Origin of the sequence: Pseudomonas azerbaijanoccidentalis (assembly GCF_019145495.1) — a bacterium.
GTDB classification, from domain to species: domain Bacteria; phylum Pseudomonadota; class Gammaproteobacteria; order Pseudomonadales; family Pseudomonadaceae; genus Aquipseudomonas; species Aquipseudomonas azerbaijanoccidentalis.
The window spans coordinates 112,546-132,328 of record NZ_JAHSTU010000001.1; the positions used below are offsets into that span (position 1 = coordinate 112,546).

General features: G+C 56.4%; 21 protein-coding genes and 1 tRNA gene. 13 read left to right on the forward strand and 9 right to left on the reverse strand.

Annotated features, from left to right (window positions below; translation table 11 throughout):
* Window positions 1-231, reverse strand: a complete 231-nt coding sequence (locus KVG88_RS00615) for a hypothetical protein (RefSeq protein ID WP_217869967.1) — start codon at window positions 229-231, stop codon at window positions 1-3.
* 442 nt (window positions 232-673) lie between these two features.
* Window positions 674-1,126, reverse strand: a complete 453-nt coding sequence (locus tag KVG88_RS00620) for a helix-turn-helix domain-containing protein (protein WP_217869968.1) — start codon at window positions 1,124-1,126, stop codon at window positions 674-676.
* A gap of 431 nt (window positions 1,127-1,557) precedes the next feature.
* On the opposite strand from KVG88_RS00620, the gene KVG88_RS00625 reads away from it, so the two are divergent.
* On the forward strand, window positions 1,558-1,668 hold the full coding sequence (locus KVG88_RS00625; protein WP_496197683.1) for a DUF2514 family protein: 111 nt from the start codon (window positions 1,558-1,560) through the stop codon (window positions 1,666-1,668).
* On the opposite strand, the gene KVG88_RS00630 is transcribed toward KVG88_RS00625, so the two are convergent.
* Together KVG88_RS00630 and KVG88_RS00635 are read right to left on the reverse strand one after the other, a co-directional pair.
* On the reverse strand, window positions 1,669-1,878 hold the full coding sequence (locus KVG88_RS00630) for a hypothetical protein (protein ID WP_217869970.1): 210 nt from the start codon (window positions 1,876-1,878) through the stop codon (window positions 1,669-1,671). It abuts the gene before it with no gap.
* A 208-nt stretch (window positions 1,879-2,086) separates the two neighbouring features.
* Window positions 2,087-2,174: transfer RNA gene (locus tag KVG88_RS00635), tRNA-Ser, on the reverse strand.
* A gap of 123 nt (window positions 2,175-2,297) precedes the next feature.
* Between KVG88_RS00635 and KVG88_RS00640 the strand changes: the two genes are divergently transcribed.
* Window positions 2,298-2,969 (forward strand): Bax inhibitor-1/YccA family protein, encoded by a 672-nt coding sequence (locus KVG88_RS00640; protein WP_034147218.1) that lies wholly within the window; start codon window positions 2,298-2,300, stop codon window positions 2,967-2,969.
* Window positions 2,970-3,029: 60 nt separating this feature from the next.
* Here the strand turns inward: KVG88_RS00640 and KVG88_RS00645 are convergent, their stop codons facing one another.
* Both KVG88_RS00645 and KVG88_RS00650 read right to left on the reverse strand, forming a co-directional pair.
* Complete coding sequence (locus KVG88_RS00645) at window positions 3,030-3,359, reverse strand: YceK/YidQ family lipoprotein (protein WP_150702070.1); 330 nt, start codon at window positions 3,357-3,359, stop codon at window positions 3,030-3,032.
* Between the two features lie 58 nt (window positions 3,360-3,417).
* On the reverse strand, window positions 3,418-3,855 hold the full coding sequence (locus KVG88_RS00650; RefSeq protein ID WP_046038550.1) for an Lrp/AsnC family transcriptional regulator: 438 nt from the start codon (window positions 3,853-3,855) through the stop codon (window positions 3,418-3,420).
* 137 nt (window positions 3,856-3,992) lie between these two features.
* Between KVG88_RS00650 and KVG88_RS00655 the strand changes: the two genes are divergently transcribed.
* Window positions 3,993-4,886, forward strand: a complete 894-nt coding sequence (locus tag KVG88_RS00655; RefSeq protein WP_217869971.1) for a DMT family transporter — start codon at window positions 3,993-3,995, stop codon at window positions 4,884-4,886.
* Between the two features lie 72 nt (window positions 4,887-4,958).
* Here the strand turns inward: KVG88_RS00655 and KVG88_RS00660 are convergent, their stop codons facing one another.
* The 3 genes from KVG88_RS00660 to KVG88_RS00670 all read right to left on the reverse strand — a co-directional run bounded on the left by KVG88_RS00660 (window position 4,959) and on the right by KVG88_RS00670 (window position 10,091).
* Window positions 4,959-6,179 carry a hypothetical protein gene (locus KVG88_RS00660; RefSeq protein WP_217869972.1) on the reverse strand — a complete coding sequence of 407 codons (1,221 nt, stop codon included), beginning with the start codon at window positions 6,177-6,179 and terminating at the stop codon, window positions 4,959-4,961.
* A gap of 71 nt (window positions 6,180-6,250) precedes the next feature.
* On the reverse strand, window positions 6,251-8,257 hold the full coding sequence (locus tag KVG88_RS00665; RefSeq protein WP_217869973.1) for a hypothetical protein: 2,007 nt from the start codon (window positions 8,255-8,257) through the stop codon (window positions 6,251-6,253).
* A gap of 208 nt (window positions 8,258-8,465) precedes the next feature.
* The gene (locus KVG88_RS00670; RefSeq protein WP_217869974.1) at window positions 8,466-10,091 is read right to left on the reverse strand and encodes an NADP-dependent glyceraldehyde-3-phosphate dehydrogenase; all 1,626 of its coding nucleotides are present in this window, start codon (window positions 10,089-10,091) and stop codon (window positions 8,466-8,468) included.
* Between the two features lie 257 nt (window positions 10,092-10,348).
* Here KVG88_RS00670 and KVG88_RS00675 point away from each other — a divergent pair, with 257 nt between their 5' ends.
* The 10 genes from KVG88_RS00675 (at window position 10,349) to KVG88_RS00720 (ending at window position 19,782) form a co-directional block, all read left to right on the forward strand.
* Window positions 10,349-11,236, forward strand: a complete 888-nt coding sequence (locus KVG88_RS00675) for a Dyp-type peroxidase (RefSeq protein WP_217869975.1) — start codon at window positions 10,349-10,351, stop codon at window positions 11,234-11,236.
* A 16-nt stretch (window positions 11,237-11,252) separates the two neighbouring features.
* Complete coding sequence (locus KVG88_RS00680; RefSeq protein ID WP_217869976.1) at window positions 11,253-12,221, forward strand: Gfo/Idh/MocA family protein; 969 nt, start codon at window positions 11,253-11,255, stop codon at window positions 12,219-12,221.
* 129 nt (window positions 12,222-12,350) lie between these two features.
* A complete protein-coding gene (locus KVG88_RS00685) occupies window positions 12,351-13,103 on the forward strand; it encodes a GntR family transcriptional regulator (RefSeq protein WP_150702075.1) in 753 nt (250 codons plus the stop codon).
* A complete protein-coding gene (locus KVG88_RS00690; protein WP_217869977.1) occupies window positions 13,100-14,830 on the forward strand; it encodes a fumarate reductase/succinate dehydrogenase flavoprotein subunit in 1,731 nt (576 codons plus the stop codon). The genes KVG88_RS00685 and KVG88_RS00690 overlap by 4 nt, the downstream gene beginning before the upstream one ends.
* A 26-nt stretch (window positions 14,831-14,856) precedes the next feature.
* Entirely contained in the window at window positions 14,857-15,102 is a 246-nt protein-coding gene (locus KVG88_RS00695; protein ID WP_008050632.1) for a 4Fe-4S dicluster domain-containing protein, read from the forward strand.
* A 253-nt stretch (window positions 15,103-15,355) separates the two neighbouring features.
* Window positions 15,356-16,762 (forward strand): ABC transporter substrate-binding protein, encoded by a 1,407-nt coding sequence (locus KVG88_RS00700; protein ID WP_217869978.1) that lies wholly within the window; start codon window positions 15,356-15,358, stop codon window positions 16,760-16,762.
* A gap of 134 nt (window positions 16,763-16,896) precedes the next feature.
* Complete coding sequence (locus KVG88_RS00705) at window positions 16,897-17,679, forward strand: ABC transporter permease (protein ID WP_217869979.1); 783 nt, start codon at window positions 16,897-16,899, stop codon at window positions 17,677-17,679.
* A complete protein-coding gene (locus KVG88_RS00710) occupies window positions 17,679-18,527 on the forward strand; it encodes an ABC transporter ATP-binding protein (protein WP_217869980.1) in 849 nt (282 codons plus the stop codon). Before KVG88_RS00705 ends, KVG88_RS00710 begins: the two co-directional genes overlap by 1 nt.
* Window positions 18,524-19,486, forward strand: coding sequence for a HEAT repeat domain-containing protein (locus tag KVG88_RS00715; protein ID WP_217869981.1), 963 nt, complete (start codon window positions 18,524-18,526; stop codon window positions 19,484-19,486). Before KVG88_RS00710 ends, KVG88_RS00715 begins: the two co-directional genes overlap by 4 nt.
* A complete protein-coding gene (locus KVG88_RS00720; RefSeq protein WP_217869982.1) occupies window positions 19,483-19,782 on the forward strand; it encodes a DUF971 domain-containing protein in 300 nt (99 codons plus the stop codon). The genes KVG88_RS00715 and KVG88_RS00720 overlap by 4 nt, the downstream gene beginning before the upstream one ends.
* The last annotated feature ends 1 nt before the right edge of the window (window position 19,783 follow it).

Below are 19,783 nucleotides of genomic sequence, written 5' to 3' on the forward strand. Positions count from 1 at the left end.
CTACTTTCTACGGCGAGAGAGCTTGAAAATGGCCGGCTTTCCCTTGTTGCTCATGGTTGCGCCGATAACGTAGCTACTGATTGCTGCCATTCCAGCTTCGGTCAATACGTTGTACCCGCCTCTGACTTTTAGAAGGTCGCCGTTAGCGATGAGGGCATCTATGTCTGGGTATGGAGGAAAGTTATCAATGGTTTCTTTGATCTGTCTGTATAGCTCTGGATCCATCTGCATTTCTGAACCTCCTTGGTATGGCTTTAATCTGCTTAAAACTCGCTCAAGCTATCTTGAGTTTTTCTGACATGGAATGAAAAAGCCCCGACCATTGCTGGTCAGGGCTGCAAGCCTACATCAGTCTTTGATGTAGATTTTGAAAGGCTTGCCAACCGCACGCTGAATATGGCCGTTTTTAAGGCGGCGGGTCCAGCGCAGGATGAACGTACCCCGTTCGTCGGTATAGGTCATGGCCTATCTCCTTTGAATTGTGGCCACTACTCATCAAGTGGACAGAACTGTCGAACGGGACTAGCATATGCACCTGCTACGGAATGCCTCTGCAAGCTGTTCGTATCTGCGGAAAGCGAGTGGAGTACTTTCCTGGCAGGCATAAAGCCTGCCACCTTCTAGCTGGCCACGTCTCACCGTGGTCAGCTAGATATCTTCTATGCCTTCTTTGTTAGGCGCATTTTTTCTCTGCTTCCCAGCCGCTTCCCCCCTCCTTAAAGAAAAGTTCGGTATCCCTTTTCTCCAAGTGGTTGATTTTTTCGAGAAGCTCCCGAACCGTGCTCGCCTTATTTTGACTTTCGAGATACAGGTTTCTTAGGGTCATATCAGCGGTTTTCTGTATAGGGTTCTCCCCCGACTCCCACTTCTTGACGGTTTCTTCTGAGTAGCCAATAACGCCAGCCAGGGATTTTCTGGTCAGCTTTACCTCGCTTCTCAGAAAGCGAAACTCATCGCCATTCAAAAGCGTGTCTTTTTCTACCAGCGAAAAGGCGATGGCTTTGTGCAGGCCTTTGACGTCTTCGATGTGAAAAACAGGCTTGCCATCACTGGATACGCCCTCGGAGTAGCCATTCGCGAGCCACACGTTGGAGAGACCACAAGCTACATAATGGAACTGGTCCATTTCATTTCACCTCAATTGATGCAGACAATACCTCTATCCAGGAGTCGTCCTGGGTTAGGGCAAAAACAACTTTTACAAGTCCTTCATGGGAGTGATGGGAGATTGTTCCACGAGCTTCGTCATCACTGATCTCCAGCCCGCAGCGCAAAACCTCTCCCTCCGTTAAGCAATCCCAAATTTGTGGCATTGACAAGATCCGTGCGCTTGCGAGGTCGTTTATCTCTTGCGAGTAAGCAACCTTTTCCAAGTCGCTCGCAACCGCGTTAACGCGCCTTGTCAGTATCCTTGGGTGGTCTTCTAATTTCGCGACGTTCTGACTGCTGCTATGCATAGGCTACCACCCGCTTTTTTCTTAGTATAGGTATTTAATACCTGTTCGACAAGACCCCATCTGCCAGGCAGCTAACCGCGCCGTCATGGTGTTTGCCGACTTGTTCAAGCGCGCTGACCAGCGAGCGGGATATCTGGCTGGAGTTCCTGACCAGGCCAGAGCCAGTGGAGTGACCTGCCAGCAGGCTTATGACGGATTGGATCGATTGTAATCAATCAGGGGTCATCATGACGGCCAGCGTCATCTTGATGAACTCCTCGTTTCGGTCGATTGCAACCAAGGCACCGCGTACGTTGCCGGCGACCTCGCTTGCACCGCGCTTCTCGGCCCAGATGGTGAGCTCCATGATGGCAGCTTCGAGGGCGAGCTGGTTTTCGTTGATTTTGAAGAGCAGGGAAGGGAGTAGATCTGAGTGCGGCATGTGCTTTTTCCTCCGTGGATCAAGGAAGCGTAGCACCAGGTTACATGAAGGTTTTTAACGGTCGGCAGAACGCCGAGTGAAGGGGAAACGAGGCTTGGTTATGGAACACTTCCAAAATAGTTATGGAACACATGCCACGCTTCGATATTTTCTCTAGATGCCAGAAACGACAAAGCCCTGACTAATCAGGGCTTTGTCGGTACAAATATGGCGGAGGCGATGGGATTCGAACTCATGGACCTGTTACAGTCGACGGTTTTCAAGACCGTTGCCTTAAACCACTCGGCCACACCTCCGTTTGCGTTGCGGGCGCCATAATACCTGAATGAAACACACTGTCAAACTCTCTGCATAGCTTGTTACAGGGCGTCTGTTATGATCTTTGCGACTGAACGTTTCAAACCAACAGGAGTGTCGCCATGCGCGAACAGGATTACGCAGTTAATAACAGCGTGCAGGCTGAGCAGCTAGAGGTTAGCCGCGTCCTGCGCAACACATACGGCTTGCTCGCCCTGACCCTCGCATTCAGCGGTGTAATGGCTTTCGTTGCCCAGCAGATGCGTGTTGGCTACCCGAACATTTTCGTGGTGCTGATCGGCTTCTACGGTCTTTTCTTCCTTACCAACAAACTCCGCGATTCCGCCTGGGGCCTGGTGTCGGCATTTGCCCTGACCGGTTTCATGGGGTTCCTGCTCGGCCCGATCCTCAACCGTTACCTGGGCATGCAAGGCGGCGCTGAAGTCGTCAGCTCGGCATTCGCAATGACGGCGCTGGTGTTCGGCGGCTTGTCGGCCTACGTGCTGATCACCCGCAAGGACATGAGCTTTCTCGGCGGTTTCATCACGGCAGGCTTCTTCGTGCTGCTGGGTGCGACGCTGGCGAGCTTTTTCTTCCAGATCAGCGGCCTGCAACTGGCGATCAGCGCAGGTTTTGTGCTGTTCTCGTCGGTCTGCATCCTGTTCCAGACCAGCGCTATCATCCATGGTGGCGAGCGCAACTACATCATGGCGACCATCAGCCTGTATGTATCGATCTACAACCTGTTCATCAGCTTGTTGCAGCTGTTCGGCATCATGAGCCGCGATGATTAATCGCCGGTAATGAACAAAAAAACCCGCTTCGGCGGGTTTTTTATTGCCTGAAATTCAGGGTTATTCGTTGATGATAATGCTGCCATCGGCCTGCTGGCGATAGATGGTGTAGGGCAGCAACAGGGTGTCGAGCGCACCGGAAACAACCACGTCCAACAGCACAATGGCCGGGGCACTGTCATGCTTGTCTGCATCTCGTCCATTTTGCAGAGGCGCATTCAATGCACAAAAGTCATAGGTGACGCCGCTGTATATTCGCGGAATCGCCCCGCAGTAACTCTTCTGCTCCTTGAGGCTTTTCGCCGCCACCTCGTCACCGCGCACCACCGTCTGGACGGTGCCGCATCCCGTGAGCATCAAAATCGCCAATAGCATTGCCTGAGTTTTCATACCGCCAGTCCGTTGTCGAGTTGTCGTTCAGTCTGCACCAACCGAGACAGATATTCACCTACGCCATCGGCGGCAAGCGGCGCTTGACCGGGGTTTTCTTGACGATGGCGGTGTTGGTCTCGGCGTGGGTATTAAGCCGGTCGAGGAGGGTGTCCAGCTGTTCCATCGAGCGCACATGCAGACGCGCGATAAAACAGTCATCACCGGTGACCTTGTCGCACTCGGTGAACTCGGGAATGGCCATGATCTGCCGTTCCACCTCCTGCAACTGGCCGGGCAATGGGCGAATGCGCACGATGGCCTGGAGTTGATAACCGAAGCATTTCGGGTCGATTTCAACGGTGTAGCCTTTAAGCACACCTCGCTCTTCGAGGCGCCGCAGTCGCTCGGCAACGCTGGGGGAAGACAGACCGCTGATTTGCGCCAATGCCTTGAGCGAACGTCGCGAGTCTTCCATCAAGGCCGTGATCAGCAACTGGTCGATGTCATCAGTCATGGCGAAAACCTCAATTAGGCAGAATTGTTAAAGTGCCTTGATAAAAAAGGCAGATGCCAAGTTTAGCCTGCTTTTTGCGCTGGAGATGCCTCTCCATGGCTTGGCATACTTTGCCCATCAATCACGGGAGTCTGATGATGGACAAAACAATTCGCCGCGGCTCATTTGAAATGACCGCCGCCATGCTGATCTCCGGAACCATTGGCTGGTTTGTGCTGGTGTCGGGGCAACCGGTACTGGATGTGGTGTTCTGGCGTTGCGTATTCGGGGCCGGCACCTTGCTGCTGATTTGCGCGGCGTTCGGCTTCTTGCGCCCCGGCATTCTGACCCGCACCACGTTCCTGCTGGCGGTGCTGAGCGGAGTGGCGATTGTCGGCAACTGGGTGCTGTTGTTCGCGTCCTATTCGCGCGCTTCGATTGCCATTGGCACCGCGGTCTATAACGTTCAGCCGTTCATGCTGGTGGGATTGGCCGCGCTGTTCCTCAACGAGAAAATCACCCTTCAGAAGCTTGCATGGCTGGGTGTTTCGTTTCTCGGCATGCTGGCAATTGTCAGCGCCCATGGCGGGCAAGGCGAGAGCGGTAACGAATACCTGTTGGGCATCGCGCTGGCGTTGGGGGCGGCACTGCTTTACGCCATTGCCGCGTTGATCATCAAGCGCCTGACCGGCACGCCACCGCATCTCATCGCGTTGATTCAGGTCAGCACTGGTGTGCTGTTACTCGCGCCGTTTGCACATTTTTCAGCTATGCCACAGGCACCCAGTGCGTGGGCCAGTCTCATCACACTGGGCATTGTGCACACGGGCGTGATGTACGTGCTGTTGTACGGTGCGATCCAGAAACTGCCGACCGCCCTGACGGGGGCGCTGTCGTTCATCTACCCGATCGCGGCGATTTTCGTCGACTGGGTTGCCTTTGGCCATCGCCTGGAACCCTTGCAATGGCTTGGGGTTGCCTCGATTTTGTTGGCCGCAGCCGGGATGCAGCAGGGCTGGAGTCTGAAGTTTCGGCGACCTGCTACCCAATGAACGATACGGGGATTTCTGCGCCGGGAGTGCATCATCAGGCGATGTGCACTTCTCGGGTTTGAAGCACTCTAGTTAACCAATACCTTCAAAGAAGGGTGTGATCCGTTCTGCGTCCACACTGTGAGCCGCATAGTAGACATGCGCTCCCTTGTTGTTAAATGCCTCTGCTTTAGCAGTATTGGCGATGAATATGCCGCAGGCTTCCACCCATCCGGGGGAGAGCTGCGTATCCTCGTGGGGCATTTCCCAAACAGATGAGCAATCTTTTTTGAAAACAAGGTACATCTGGATTTGATCATCCTCCATCATTCTGAAAAGAGGCGTGGTGCTGATATGTTGCTCATTCAACAGGCGTTGACAGGCACTTTGAAACTGATCAGTTTTTTCTCTCCAGTCATCTCGCTTCAAGTCAATGATCTTGGATATCGAGGGAAGGTGCCAGTCGAGAATCTGTGTTTCCAGTTCATCGTCGAGTCGTAGCGAGCGGGAAAAAATGGGCAGAGCAACATGCTCGGGGACAAACTGAAAATGTGGGGTGTTCTTGTCGCTGCTGCTTTCGAAGGCATTTTGTACAATGAAATCTCCCGGCGTTCCCCGTTGGGTCAGAAAATCAGCCATCTCGACAAAGTAAGTCGCCGTGTTCAACATTTCGGGCATCTCACGTAAATGGGTTTCATTGGCAAAAACAGTATTGTTGTAGTGCTGTAGTCTTTCTATTGGCGCTTTATTGAACGCTATTTGACTATCGTCTCTAGAGGCGCATCGCAGTAAATCTATCGTTTGAAATTTCTCTTCGCTTCTGAAAATCCTGAAGTCCGGGGTAATGATTTTTTGCCCTTGAAAGTATGGGCTGGTGGGCTCCTGTTCGATGAAAGGATGACCGTTCAACATCAATTCGATGGGCTGCACGGTGCAAGAAAAATCGTAAAACCTTGAAATTGAGCCTTGATCAGAACTCAGTCGGGTATGGCGTTCCTGACTTCGGTTATCGTCAATCCCCAGTTTGTCCAGCAGTCTTTTTCGAGGGGCCTGGAGTGTTTTTTCGGCAAAGGTCAAAGCAGTTGTGTTACCGAGCAGGTCTATCATGTACGGAGATAAAAAATCTGTGTCGTCAGGCTGCGCGAGTGGATGCGTCATTTTCTCTATGTTGCTATTACTGCGTCCTCGTACCTCGCTCAGTTTGATGTAGTCACAGCTATTCTTGGTTGTCGTGAGTTGTGCCGAATGTGCTTGGTTGTTTGGGCTAGGCGCGATAAACGCCATCACGGTTGATCTGTAATTACTGCCAATCATGCGGTTTAACCTCTGTTGTTGTTTTGCATTGGAGGTAGGCGAAATATTATCGTTGGTAGGCGCAGCGCGAATCAGTGAAAGTTTCTGTCGCTTAGTATGCGGTGGGTGATGAAGTGTTGGAGTAGGCGGGCTTTTTGTGCTTCGGCTTCATCCACCGTGGCACTGTTGACTTTGATATTGTTATCGAAAAATATCTGACTGGCCGTGCCCAGATCATCAAGCATGAAGTACATAAAAAGCGTGAGGGTCTGATGGGTTTCAGGCAGGGTTGCCCCGACTCTCAATTGTTCAGTGTATTCTTGTGCGAGAGCCGCACGGCTTTCGAACAGGGTAATGGATTTATTATCTGGTTGACGAGATTTTAAAAGTGAAGTGTGGTTGCTGTAAAAGTCGCGAATGCTCCGTGCTATATCAACAATGACGTCCAGTGAGAGAAGATTTGTTTGTTCGGTTCCAAATTTTATATTCGCAAGATCCTTGTTAAGTGGTGTGAAAAAGGCTTCATTTGTTCTCTCCCTGAGTTGCGTTCGGGCGGGTAGGGCATCGTTTTCCGTGCAGTCCGGTTTCAGCGCTGCATTCTGGTCGTAGTTCATCAGCATCGGAATCATCCTCAACACTGTTTCTGATTGCCAAGTGCTTTCATCCGCAAGGCTAGGAATTTTTTCGAGCACCTCCGGGAGATTTTCATAGGTGTTCATTTGACTGTTGAACAGGTCTTTGTTGGATACGCTTGTGCCGCCGTTGTTAAAAGTGGCGATGGTCAACTTTTCAAGAGGCTTGAATTGAACCTCTATCAGTTTTCGTACTTGTGAATTAAGGGTCTTTTTTTCAGCTGCAAGGCTGTCAATGAAGTTGTCAGGGGAAACAGCTGTGAAGCCTCCCAGAACAAAATTTTGTAAAGGCGTCAGATGTTCTGCTTGCGCAAGTTCATCGTGCGAAAGGAAAGGCTTGCACCGATCCACACCATGAAATGTCATCAATTCAGAGCTTCTTGACTCACCGTGATCCTGCCCGTCTTTGCTGCTGGCCGACCGATGGTGCACGATCATTTCGGTTCGAATACCTGTTTCAAGCGGCGTAGTGTTATCAGGGTTCCGAATCACCACGTATCGTGCGCCAGGGACACCACGAAACTCATTTTCCAAATCTTCCATGGTTGGAAATTTGGTGGCCGCTTCACTTTGAGTGAAACGAATGGAGGTTGACGTGTCATAGGGGAAGGCTGCCAGGCATTGCTCTTTGTTGGCCCGGGCTGTATCTGTGACGCGGGTGGTGATTAATTTGAATTCGGCCGCATAGTTGCTGTTGTCAAAATGAAACATCCATTCCCTGTATTTGCCGTCATCTTTGCTGGCTGGGTTGTCCATGAATCGAAAATTCGATACGGCAGGAATTTCTCCGAGTTGATAGGCGGCCTTGAAGATTTGTAGTGGTGTTAATTTTGATTCGAGACAACGACTGTCTGTTATGAGGGGCTTTATGTTGTGCGTGGCAAAATCCAGCTTTGTATAGTCCTCTTTTTGAGTTGCGTGATTGTTCATGGCTTCGTCGTAAAATGTCCTGAAGTTTTTATAAGTGCTGGTGTCAATTTCGCTGACAGACACTCCATACGTTGACCACTCGTTCAAAATTAGACGAAAGGGTTCTCTTAAGTCCTCGTCAATCAGTAGATTCAGGTTGCAGCGTAACGCGTCAATCGAGGTTTCATTGGCGATTTGTTTGTATTGTGTTTTTTCGATGCCGTTCAGGTCGCTGATGGCGCGAAAACGATTAGGGATTGAGTTGCTGTTGCTGTATTGGCCCAGAAGGGTGCGTACTACTCCGGGCTCTTTAGGCATGCCGGCGGGGTCGCATTGAATGATCTTGTTGATGAAGGTTATATTTAAATTTTTTATTTCCTGTTGTGTGATTTTATGAAGCTCGAGTTGTGGGGTTGATGTGTTTTGTGTTTGCTTTAGTAAAAAAGCCATTTTCTTTGTGTCGTTGTATATGAAACACTTTACTCCTTGAGCCGTATGCGCTTCTATGTATTTGAAGGAAGAGGCTGGCTGAATGCAACTGAGGCCGACGCTGGGCATTTCAAGTCCTTATGATACGTGCGTTATTGGACTCGCTATTATGCTTGGGCGTGACATGCCAGCTGTTAAAAAAAGCTCATTGTTGTGAAGGGTTAAGATATTCGACGGATGTTGTTGAAACTCAATGTGATGTATCGATGGGTATACATTTGTTTGCGTTACAGTGGCAGTTTTAAGTAAGGGAGCTTTGAAAAGCTCCCTTCGCATTTCAAAAAATGTAATCCGTGGTCAAGAAACTTGAACTGCGACCACTGATAATCTCGCTGATCAGGTCTTTGTTGGTCTCCTGGAACTTGGTTGCCACCAGCGTACGGATCGAAAATACCCGCAACGCATCATGGACCGACAAGGTGCCTTCGGCGGAGTTCTTGCGACCGTTGAACGGGTAGGTGTCGGGGCCGCGCTGGCATTGAGCGTTGAGGTTGATGCGACCGACCTGGTTGGCGAAGGTGTCGACCAGTCGGCCGACAGCCACCGGGTTGGTGCCGAAGATGCTCAACTGCTGGCCAAAGTCCGACTCCAGAACGTAATCGATTACCGTGTCCAGATGACGATAGGGCACGATTGGCACCACCGGGCCGAATTGTTCTTCCTGATAAACGCGCATCTGCGCAGTCACCGGGTACAGCACGGCGGGGTAGAAGAACGACGCCCGGGCTTCGCCGCCATGGGGGTTGACCACTTTGGCACCTTTGTCGACGGCATCGGCCACCAGCGCATGCAGGTAGTCGACTTTGCCCTTCTCCGGTAGCGGCGTCAGGGCGACTCCGCTTTCCCACGGCATGCCGGGTTTGAGCGTGGCCAGTTTGGCGTTGAATTTCTCGATGAAGGCTTCGACCACATCCTCGTGCACAAACAGGATTTTCAGCGCGGTACAGCGCTGGCCGTTGAATGACAGCGAGCCGGTGACGGCTTCGTTCACCGCGTTGTCCAGGTCGACCTCCGGCAGGACGATGCCGGGATTTTTTGCATCCAGCCCCAGTGCCGCGCGCAAGCGGTGCGGTTTTGGATGAAGTTTTTTCAGGTCGCTGGCGGCTTTGTTGGTGCCGATGAAGGCGAAGATGTCGATCTTGCCGCTGGCCATCAGCGCGCTGACGGTTTCCCGGCCGCTGCCATAGATCACGTTGATCACCCCGGCCGGGAAGCTGTCGCGGAAGGCTTCGAGCAATGGACGTATCAACAGCACGCCGAGTTTCGCCGGTTTGAACACCACGGTGTTACCCATGATCAGCGCCGGAATCAGCGTGGTGAAGGTTTCGTTCAAGGGGTAGTTGTAAGGCCCCATGCACAACGCCACACCCAGCGGGACGCGGCGGATCTGGCCGAGGGTGTCCTGTTCCAGTTCGAAACGACTGGAGCGACGGTCGAGTTCCTTCAGTGCGTTGATGGTGTCGACGATGTAATCGCAGGTGCGGTCGAACTCTTTCTCCGAGTCCTTGAGGTTCTTGCCGATTTCCCACATCAGCAATTTGACCACCGCTTCACGCTGTTCTCGCATGCGCGCCAGAAAGCTTTCGACGTGCTGGATACGCTCGGCCACACGCATTGTCGGCCACAAACCCTGGCCACGATCATAGGCGCGGACAGCGGCATCCAGAGCAGTCAATGCGGTTTCGGCGTCGAGCAATGGCGTGCTGCCGAGGATCACTTGTTCGTCGCCATTGGCGCCGCTCAGGTACACCGGGCTGCGGACCTGGGCGAGGGGGCCTGCCCAGGTTTTCAGAACGCCGTCGACCAGGTATTCACGCTGTTCCGTCGGGCCGCTCAAGCGGTACTTTTCCGGGATGCTGCCGGCCTCGGGAAACAGGTTGCCAAGGAGATCTGCTGTGCTCATGTCGCTACCCCGTGTGAGATGTCAGCCGTACGCTGATGGCTTGCCGTTCGCAAATCGCTGCAATGGTTATACGCCCAAATGACCCGACTTTTTAAGTCAATCGAGCGGCGATGGGCAGAATAGAGGGGCTGGGGATGTGGATTTTGTGTCTCAAGCGTAGACCGTTTTGCCCGGATCTTGTAACGCGAGTTTTGACCTGGGGCCACACAACGGCCAGTGCTGCGGTTAAACTTCGCGTTCTTTCTAAAGGAGTTCATATGAGTCATTACCAGCCGGGCATTCTCGCCACCCCAGTTCCGCCTCACGCCCGTCATATGTTCTTCGCCCTTGAATCCGCCGCTGAACTGCCGGCCGCGCTGGATAAACTGCATCAACTGGTCGACGGTAAATCGGCCGTGATCGGTTTCGGTGAGTCCCTGGTCAAAGCGCTCGATGGCCGCATCGAAGGCCTGCGCGTGTTCCCGGCATTGACTGGTGTGGGTGTCGACAACCCATCGACGCAGCACGCGTTGTGGTGCTGGTTGCACGGAACTGACCGTGGCGAATTGCTCAATCGCAGCCAAGCCTTCGAAGCCGCGTTGGCCCCCGCCTTGCGTCTGGTGCAGATGACCGAAGGCTTCCGGCACCGCGACGGCCATGACCTGACCGGCTACGAAGACGGCACTGAGAACCCTCGCGACGAAGCCGCTGCGGCTGCCGCGCTGGTGAGCGCGGGCGCTGAAGGGACGGTGGGTGGCAGCTTCGCCGCGATCCAGCAATGGCAGCATGACCTCAAGCGTTTTCACGCCATGCCGTCCCATGAAACGGACGACATCATGGGCCGTCGCCTGAGCGACAATGAAGAACTCGATGACGCGCCGATCTCTGCGCACGTCAAGCGCACCGCGCAGGAAAGCTTCGCGCCCGAGGCGTTCGTGGTTCGTCGTTCGATGCCATGGATCGAGGACGAGCGCGCCGGCCTGATGTTCCTTGCCTTCGGTTTTTCCCTCGACGCCTTCGAAGCCCAGTTGCGACGCATGAGCGGCCTGGAAGACGGCATCACCGACGGCCTGTACCGTATCAGTCGCCCGATCACCGGCGGTTACTACTGGTGCCCGCCGTTGAAAGACGGTCGACTGGACTTGCGTGCACTGCACATCGGCTAACCATCAGGGAGTGATTATGGAAGTGGTCCGTTGGGGGATGATCGGTTGCGGCAGTGTGGCCGAACGCAAAAGCGGGCCAGCCTTCTACAAGGCTCCCGGCTCGGCGCTGGTGGCGGTGATGGGGCGGCGACTGGAGGCGGTCAGCGATTATGCGGCGCGCCACGGGATCGCCCGTGTTTACACCGACGTCGATGCGCTGATCAACGATCCGCAGGTCGACGCGGTGTACATTGCCACGCCGCCCGACAGCCATCACGCCTACGCCCTGAAAGTGGCGGCGGCGGGCAAGCATTGCTGCGTCGAGAAGCCAATGTCGCTCAACGTTGGGCAAAGTCGCGAGATGCACGACGCCTTTGCCGATGCCGGTCTGCACCTGTTCGTTTCCTACTATCGACGCTCGTTGCCGCGCTTTCAGCAAGTTCGGCAGTGGCTGGAGCAGGGGCGAATCGGCGAGGTCCGGCACTTGACCTGGACACTGACCAAGGCTCCGTCGGCGACGGATCTGCAGGGCGCGGGCAATTGGCGAACCGACCCGGCGATTGCCGGTGGTGGTTATTTCGCCGATCTGGCCAGCCATGGCTTTGACCTGTTTCAGTACCTGCTCGGCGACATCGTCGACGTCGCCGGTTTTACCGCGCGTCAGGCCGGTTTGTATGCGGCCGAAGACGCGGTCAGCGCCAGTTGGCGGTTCGCTTCGGGCGCCATGGGCATGGGCTGCTGGAACTTTGTGGCCGACCGCCGTGAAGACCGTGTCGAGATCATCGGCAGCACAGGCCGGATCAGTTTTTCGGTGTTCGATGAGCATCCGGTTCAGTTGCAGGCAGACGAACACCTCAGCCTTGATATCGAGCATCACGCTCACATTCAGTGGCACCACGTGTTGGGCATGAACGCGCACATCCGCGGTGAAGCGCAGCATCCGGCGATAGCCGCAGAGGCGCTGAAAACCGATTGGGTGATGGACCAGATCCTAAAACGCTGCTGATCGCCTGTAGCAGCTGCTCGGCAGCTGCTACAGCCGTGCTGAATCTATCCTTATGCCCAAACAATATTTCTCAAGCCTGTCATTAGAACTCTAAGATCACGTCATAACTCGTTATAACAAGTGATCTTCATGACCGATAACGTTCTATCCCTCAGCAGCGTTCCGCTGCACACCCAACTGCGTGACGTGCTGCGTGCGCGCATCCTCGATGGGGAATACCCTCAAGACAGCCAGATGCCGTCGGAAAGCGAACTCGGCGCGCTGTTCAAAGTCAGCCGCATCACCGTGCGCCAAGCGCTCGGCGATCTGCAGAAGGAAGGGTTGATCTTCAAGATCCACGGCAAAGGCACGTTCGTTGCCAAGCCCAAAACCTTTCAAAACGTCAGCACCTTGCAAGGCCTGGCCGAGTCCATGACCGGTCGCGGTTATGAAGTCATCAACCGGCTGCGCAGCTTCAAATTCATCGCCGCCGATAAACTGGTGGCCGAGCGTCTGCAAGTCGCCGAAGGCGAAACCGTGGCGCAGATCAAGCGCGTACGGCTGATCAATCGCGAGCCGATTTCTCTGGAAATCACCTACCTGCCCAAGGCCATTGGCGAGCGCCTTGAAAAGGCGGACCTGGTGACCCGCGACATTTTCCTGATCCTCGAAAACGACTGCGCCCTGGCGCTCGGGCACGCCGATCTGGCCATCGATGCCGTGCTGGCCGACAGCGACCTGACCCAGGCGCTGAACGTCGAACCCGGCTCGCCGATCATGCGCATCGAGCGTCTGACCCACGATGCCCAAGGGCAACCCGTGGATTTTGAACACCTTTACTACCGTGGCGATGCCTTCCAGTACCGCCTGCGGATCGACCGGCAAAAGGGGGAGCAGGCATGAGTCGCAACACGATCGAGCAGGAATACGACATCGTCGTCATCGGTGGCGGCACGGCGGGTCCCATGGCGGCGATCAAGGCCAAGGAACGCAATCGCGACCTGCGGGTGTTGTTGATCGACAAAGCCAACGTCAAGCGCAGCGGCGCGATCAGCATGGGCATGGACGGCTTGAACAACGCGATCATCCCGGGCCACTCGACACCGGAGCAGTACACCAAGGAAATCACCATCGCCAACGACGGTATCGTCAATCAGGCGGCGGTCTATGCCTACGCCACCCACAGCTTCGAAACCATCGAGCAACTGGACCGCTGGGGGGTGAAATTCGAAAAGGACGAGACCGGCGACTACGCGGTGAAAAAAGTCCACCACATGGGCGCCTATGTGCTGCCGATGCCGGAAGGGCATGACATCAAGAAAGTCCTGTATCGCCAGTTGAAACGGGCACGGGTCAGCATCACCAATCGCGTCGTGTGCACCCGTTTGCTGAAGGATGAAGAGGGCACGATCAACGGCCTGATGGGTTTCGATTGCCGCACGGCTGACTTTCATGTGATCAAGGCCAAGGCCGTGATCCTTGCCTGTGGTGCGGCCGGGCGTCTGGGCTTGCCGTCGTCGGGTTACCTGATGGGTACCTACGAAAACCCGACCAACGCCGGCGATGGTTACGCCATGGCCTATCACGCCGGGGCTGAGCTGGCGAACCTCGAATGCTTCCAGATCAACCCCTTGATCAAGGATTACAACGGTCCGGCCTGCGCCTACGTCACCGGTCCGCTGGGCGGCTACACCGCCAACAACAAGGGCGAACGCTTCATCGAGTGTGACTACTGGAGCGGGCAGATGATGTGGGAGTTCCACCAGGAACTCGAAAGCGGCAACGGTCCGGTGTTCCTCAAACTCGATCACCTGGCCGAGGAGACTATCCAGAACATCGAAGAGATTTTGCACAGCAACGAGCGCCCGAGTCGCGGCCAGTTCCACGCCAATCGCGGCACCGACTACCGCACGCAGATGGTCGAGATGCACATCTCCGAGATCGGCTTTTGCAGCGGGCATTCGGCGTCGGGCGTGTGGGTCAACGAGAAGGCCGAAACGTCGGTCAAGGGCTTGTACTCGGCGGGCGACATGGCTGCGGTGCCGCACAACTACATGCTTGGCGCCTTCACCTATGGCTGGTTTGCCGGCAATAACGCGGCGGATTTTGTCGCTGATCGCGAGTTTTCCGCACTGGATGCCCGGCAGATCGAAACCGAAAAACAACGGGTCTACGCGCCGCTCGATCGCGAGCATGGCCTGCCGCCAGCGCAGGTCGAATACAAGCTGCGACGCTTCGTCAATGACTACCTGCAACCGCCGAAAGTGACCAGGAAAATGCAGATCGGCCTGCAACGCTTCAGCGACATCCAGCGTGACCTCGACCAGATCAAGGCCCACAACGCCCACGAACTGATGCGCGCCATGGAAGTGAGCATGATCCGCGATTGTGCGGAAATGGCCGCGAGGGCGTCGCTGTTCCGCGCCGAAAGTCGCTGGGGGCTTTACCACTATCGGGTCGATCACCCGCAACGCAACGACGCCGACTGGTTCTGCCACTGCCATTTGAAGAAGGACGAAAACGGCGCGATGAGCAGTTTCAAGAAAGCCGTCGAGCCTTACATCATCCCGCTGGATGCCGATGAAATGCAGGCCTACGACCGGCTACGGGTCGGCGCGGATGCTGCCTGAGCATCACCCAAGAGAGAGACCGTGATATGGCCTATCAAGCCCAGGAAATCTTCTTCCGTTCCAACGCCCCCGTCACCGTCGACGAGGACAAATGCATCGCCCACAAAGGCTGCACCGTGTGCGTCGATGTGTGCCCGATGGACCTGCTGGCCATCAACCCGGCCACGCAAAAGGCCTACATGGCGTTCGATGAATGCTGGTACTGCATGCCCTGTGAAAAGGACTGCCCGACCGGGGCGGTGAAAGTCGAAATTCCGTATTTACTGCGCTGATTGAAAGGACGCCATCGCAGCGATGCGGCGACCCGACAAGCCAGCCCCTACAGGGATTTGCAGTGGGACACAGATTTCGCAGGCACCAGAGAACCTTGTGGGAGCTGGCTTGCCAGCGATGAGGCCGCCACAGACAAGTAAAAATGCCATCCGGCAAACCCCGGACGCTTGCTTCAAAACACCCCTCGTTTCCCACCACGCCCTGATCGTGGCGGAGACGAACATCCTATAAATGATTCGAGGGGAAACACCCATGATATTGCGTGCAGCGTTGGCCGGTCTGGTACTGGCGTCATTCACCTTGTCGGCATCTGCCGAAACCATCCGCATTGCCATCGGCACCCAGGACACCACCATCAACTGCGCCGCGGGCGGTTTGTTGATTCGCGAGCTTGGCCTGCTGGACAAATACTTGCCCCACGACGGCGCCTACAAAGACACGAAGTACGAGGTGGAATGGAAGAATTTCACCAGTGGCGCACCGCTGACCAATGAGATGGTCGCCGGCAAACTCGACTTCGGCGCGATGGCTGATTTCCCGGGTTCATTCAACGGTGTGGCGTTTGAAGCGGCGGGCAAGCACAGCCTGTTTATCAGCGTGTTGTCGGGCAGCACCCAAGGCAGTGGCAACGGCATCGTGGTACCGAGCGCATCGGGCGTGCAGTCGCTGGCCGAGCTCAAGGGCAAGACCATTTCCGTGCCGTTCGCTTCCACCGCCCATGGCATGTTGTTGCGTGCAGTGGCGGCTCAGGGCTGGGACCCGCTCAAGGACGTGAACATCATCGCCCAGCCACCGGAAGTTGCTGGCTCCGCGTTGCAGGCGGGCAAGATCGACGCCCACGCGGATTTCGTACCGTTCGCCGAACTGTTCCCGAGTCGCGGTTTCGCCCGCAAGATCTACGACGGTTCCCAGGCCGGAGCGCCGACTTTCCACGGCGCACTGGTCGACCAGAGCTACGCGAAAAAGTATCCGGAAATCGTCGTCGCTTATCTGCGGGCAAGCATCGAGGCCAATCAATTGCTGGCCGCCGAACCTGAGAAATACAGTGAGCTGATCGCCAAGGTCACCGGCGTCGATGCCGAGGTCAATTACCTGTTCCACGGCCCTCTGGGCGTGCAGACCCGTGACCTGAGCTGGAAGCCGGAATACCGCCAGGCCGTGGGCACGGCGATCGATACGCTGAAGTTGTTGAAGAAGGCCGATCGCGGTCTCGATCTGAATACCTTCATCGACGATCAGTACATCCGCGCCGCCTTCAAGGCCTCGAACCTCGACTACAACGCACAGCTGGCCAACTACGCACAAACACCGCTCAAAACGCTGGATGCTTCGAGCGGCAAGGCGATTACCGACTTCAGCCACGTGGCGGAAATATGGGTGCGCGGGGAGCCGAAAGTGCGCCAGTACGCCTCGGCCGAAGCGGCTTTTACGGCGCTGGCCAGCCTGAAGCAGGAAGGCAAAAACATCCGCGCGGTGTATGCCCAGGCCAGCGACAGCGGTATCAAACTGCTGGCCGATCAGGCGTGGTTTGCCAGTGATGCCAAAGGGCGCCTCAGCGCGTTCCTGCTCAAAGGCCAGGCCCAACAATTCGCCACAGCCCAGGGCGGCAAGGTGTTCGACTTCACCGATGCCACGACCCAGGCCGTGGCCGTTCGCTAACACACCATCATCCCTGTAGGAGCTGCCGAAGGCTGCGATCTTTTGATCTTGATCTTCGGCGTATCTGAAACCGCCAAAAGATCGCAGCCTTCGGCAGCTCCTACGGGGTTTGTGATTGTCATCGGGAATTGTGTATGTCTGGATCATATTCACGCTGGATTCCAAGGGCCACTTCACTGGTGCTCTGCCTGCTGTTTTGGCAGCTCGCCGCCAGCCATCACTGGAACCTCGGCCTGGTGACCTTCGCCAACGTACCGACCCCGGTGGCGGTCGTTGAAGCGGCGCTGGGCCTGGGCGACTCCGGCAAACTCGCCCGGCACCTGAGCAGCAGCCTCAGCCGGGTTTTCGCCGGCTACTTCGCGGCGCTGGTCGTCGGGGTTGCCTTGGGCCTTTCCATCGGCCGCTCGAAATGGGCCGAGGATTTGCTGTTGCCCCCACTGGAGGTGTTGCGGCCGATTCCGGCCGTTGCCTGGATTCCGCTGGCGATCCTGATGTTTCCGTCGTCTGAACTGTCGATGGTGTTCATCACGTTCACCGGTGCCTTGTTCCCGATTTTGCTCAATACCGTGCACGGTGTCGAAGGCGTCGACCCACGGCTGATCGCTTCGGCCAAAAGCCTTGGGGCAGGGCGCCGGGCGATTTTGCTGGAAGTGATTTTGCCGGGCGCTGCGCCAAGCATCATCACCGGCCTGGCCATCGGCATGGGCACGTCGTGGTTCTGCCTGGTGACGGCGGAAATGATCTCCGGCCAGTACGGCATCGGTTACTACACCTGGGAGTCCTACACCATTCAGAATTACCCAGACATCGTCGTCGGCATGCTGCTGATCGGTGTACTCGGGATGGGCAGCAGTTTGCTGATCAAGCGTCTGGGCGGGTTGTTCACGCCCTGGCATCGACCACGAGGAAAAGCCTGATGAGTGTTTTTCAACAGCCGCAAGGGCGCATCGATATTCGTGATTTGTCGATCAGCCTGGGCGAGGGCAAGGCCGCTTTCGAGGCCGTGCAAGGCCTGGATTGCCAGATTGAATCGGGCCAGTTCGTGTGCATTCTCGGGCCGTCCGGTTGCGGCAAATCGACGTTGCTCGGTGCGCTGGCCGGTCACTTGCAACCACGCACTGGCACGCTCAACGTCGATGGTGCCGTCATCAGTGGTCCATCGCCCCAGCGCGGCATGGTGTTCCAGCAGCACACGCTGTTTCCGTGGCGCACCGTGCGCGACAACGTTGCCTTCGGCCTGAAAATGCGTGGCGTCGGTAAAGCCGAGCGGCACCGGGCGGCAGATGAAATCCTTGCGCTGGTCGGCCTTGAAGGTTTTGCCGAGCGCTGGCCGGATCAGCTATCCGGTGGCATGCAGCAGCGAGTGGAAATCGCTCGGGTGCTGGTCAACCGTCCGCGGCTGCTGCTGATGGACGAACCCTTTGGCGCGCTTGATGCCTTGACCCGCTTGAACATGCAGGAACTGCTGCTCGACATCTGGACGCGCATTCGCACCACTGTGGTGTTCGTCACCCACGACATCGACGAAGCCTTGTTCCTGGCTGATCGCTTGCTGGTGATGAGCACGCGGCCCGGTCGAATCATCGAAGACTTGCGCCTGGATTTCCCCCGGCCACGAACCACTGAACTGGTCACCAGCCACGAATTTTCCCGCTTGAAACGTCATTGCCTCGAACTCCTGCGTCACGAAGACGGTCGGCAGCTACCGCGCCTGAACCCTCTCGGATTGCCTCCTGAAAACAAACTGCCGCGATTTGCCCTATGACCTCACTATTCGAACTGACCGACAACCACGACATTCTTGCCCTGCAACCCCGCCTGACGGACGACGATGCCGGGGTACGCCGCATTGCCTTGATCGAACTGGCCGACCTCGAAGAACCGGACGGCCTGTTATGGCTGGTCGATCGACTGGCGCACGACCCGAATGCAGACGTACGCGCCGAAGCGGCGCGGTTGCTGGAAGCCTGGGAGGATGCGCCGGTGGTTCAGGCGCTGTGCCAGGCGTTGACCGATCCGTCGGAGGCGGTACAGGCCGCCGCTGCGCAAAGCTTAAGCCTGCTCAAAAGTGAAGCCGCGGGCAGGGTGATACTGCCGTGGACCGGGCATACAGACACTGCCGTGCGCATTGCGGCGTTCAGGGCTTTGCGCGAGTTGCGCTTTGCCGAGGCGGCGCCGGCGGCGGTGCAGGCGCTGGCTGATGCGGATGCCAATGTGCGACGCGAGGCTGTCGGCGTGCTGGGCTGGCTCAAGCAACTCGACGCTTTGCCCGCATTGGCGCGCCTGGCCAGCGCCGACCCGGACACCGAAGTGCGCCGCGCCGCGACCGGCGCATTGGGCCTGGCCTCGGATGCGCAGGTGTTGCCGGCATTGTGCCAAGCCTTGCAAGACCACGCCTGGCAGGTGCGCGAGGAAGCCGCTACGACGCTGGGCAAGGTCGGGCAGGTTGAAGCGGGTGCGGCGCTGGTCGAAGCGTTGACTGACGATTACTGGCAAGTGCGCCTGCGCGCGACCCGTAGCCTTGGCCGCTTGCGTTACGCGCCGGCGCTGGACGCGTTGATCGAGACCCTGGGGCATCGCATCAGCAACCTGCGCAAGGAAGCGGCGCTGGCATTGGGTGAGTTGAATGAGCGCGGCGCCATCGCGCCGTTGCTGGCAGCGCAAGACGACGGCGACCCTGAAGTGCGCAAAGCCGTGCGCATTGCCTTGAGTCAGCTGCAATGAGCCCGCTGGCCGTTGCCAATTCCCGGAGCAAACAACAACTGCACTTGAGCTGGCCGGATGGCCGCGAGCAGTGGCTGGATTACGCTCTCTTGCGCAAGCAATGCCCGTGTTCGCAATGCCGGGCGTTTCGCTTGCAGGGTTCAGCGCCGCTGGTCGATGCTCGTGTTCAGGTGGTCGGGTTGAATGCCCAGGGGTATGGCGTGCAACTGGTGTTCAGCGACGGCCATGAACGGGGGATTTATCCATGGGAGTATCTGGCCCAACTCCCGCCGCACGCAGCGGGAGTGGATGGATGAT

Excerpts from the sequence above, each read along its gene's own strand:
- KVG88_RS00615 (WP_217869967.1), bottom strand. The coding sequence starts at position 231 with ATGCAGATGGATCCAGAGCTATACAGACAGATCAAAGAAACCATTGAT.
- KVG88_RS00620 (WP_217869968.1), bottom strand. The coding sequence starts at position 1,126 with ATGGACCAGTTCCATTATGTAGCTTGTGGTCTCTCCAACGTGTGGCTC.
- KVG88_RS00630 (WP_217869970.1), bottom strand. The coding sequence starts at position 1,878 with ATGCCGCACTCAGATCTACTCCCTTCCCTGCTCTTCAAAATCAACGAA.
- KVG88_RS00640 (WP_034147218.1), top strand. The coding sequence starts at position 2,298 with ATGCGCGAACAGGATTACGCAGTTAATAACAGCGTGCAGGCTGAGCAG.
- KVG88_RS00645 (WP_150702070.1), bottom strand. The coding sequence starts at position 3,359 with ATGAAAACTCAGGCAATGCTATTGGCGATTTTGATGCTCACGGGATGC.
- KVG88_RS00650 (WP_046038550.1), bottom strand. The coding sequence starts at position 3,855 with ATGACTGATGACATCGACCAGTTGCTGATCACGGCCTTGATGGAAGAC.
- KVG88_RS00655 (WP_217869971.1), top strand. The coding sequence starts at position 3,993 with ATGGACAAAACAATTCGCCGCGGCTCATTTGAAATGACCGCCGCCATG.
- KVG88_RS00660 (WP_217869972.1), bottom strand. The coding sequence starts at position 6,179 with ATGATTGGCAGTAATTACAGATCAACCGTGATGGCGTTTATCGCGCCT.
- KVG88_RS00665 (WP_217869973.1), bottom strand. The coding sequence starts at position 8,257 with ATGCCCAGCGTCGGCCTCAGTTGCATTCAGCCAGCCTCTTCCTTCAAA.
- KVG88_RS00670 (WP_217869974.1), bottom strand. The coding sequence starts at position 10,091 with ATGAGCACAGCAGATCTCCTTGGCAACCTGTTTCCCGAGGCCGGCAGC.
- KVG88_RS00675 (WP_217869975.1), top strand. The coding sequence starts at position 10,349 with ATGAGTCATTACCAGCCGGGCATTCTCGCCACCCCAGTTCCGCCTCAC.
- KVG88_RS00680 (WP_217869976.1), top strand. The coding sequence starts at position 11,253 with ATGGAAGTGGTCCGTTGGGGGATGATCGGTTGCGGCAGTGTGGCCGAA.
- KVG88_RS00685 (WP_150702075.1), top strand. The coding sequence starts at position 12,351 with ATGACCGATAACGTTCTATCCCTCAGCAGCGTTCCGCTGCACACCCAA.
- KVG88_RS00690 (WP_217869977.1), top strand. The coding sequence starts at position 13,100 with ATGAGTCGCAACACGATCGAGCAGGAATACGACATCGTCGTCATCGGT.
- KVG88_RS00695 (WP_008050632.1), top strand. The coding sequence starts at position 14,857 with ATGGCCTATCAAGCCCAGGAAATCTTCTTCCGTTCCAACGCCCCCGTC.
- KVG88_RS00700 (WP_217869978.1), top strand. The coding sequence starts at position 15,356 with ATGATATTGCGTGCAGCGTTGGCCGGTCTGGTACTGGCGTCATTCACC.
- KVG88_RS00705 (WP_217869979.1), top strand. The coding sequence starts at position 16,897 with ATGTCTGGATCATATTCACGCTGGATTCCAAGGGCCACTTCACTGGTG.
- KVG88_RS00710 (WP_217869980.1), top strand. The coding sequence starts at position 17,679 with ATGAGTGTTTTTCAACAGCCGCAAGGGCGCATCGATATTCGTGATTTG.
- KVG88_RS00715 (WP_217869981.1), top strand. The coding sequence starts at position 18,524 with ATGACCTCACTATTCGAACTGACCGACAACCACGACATTCTTGCCCTG.
- KVG88_RS00720 (WP_217869982.1), top strand. The coding sequence starts at position 19,483 with ATGAGCCCGCTGGCCGTTGCCAATTCCCGGAGCAAACAACAACTGCAC.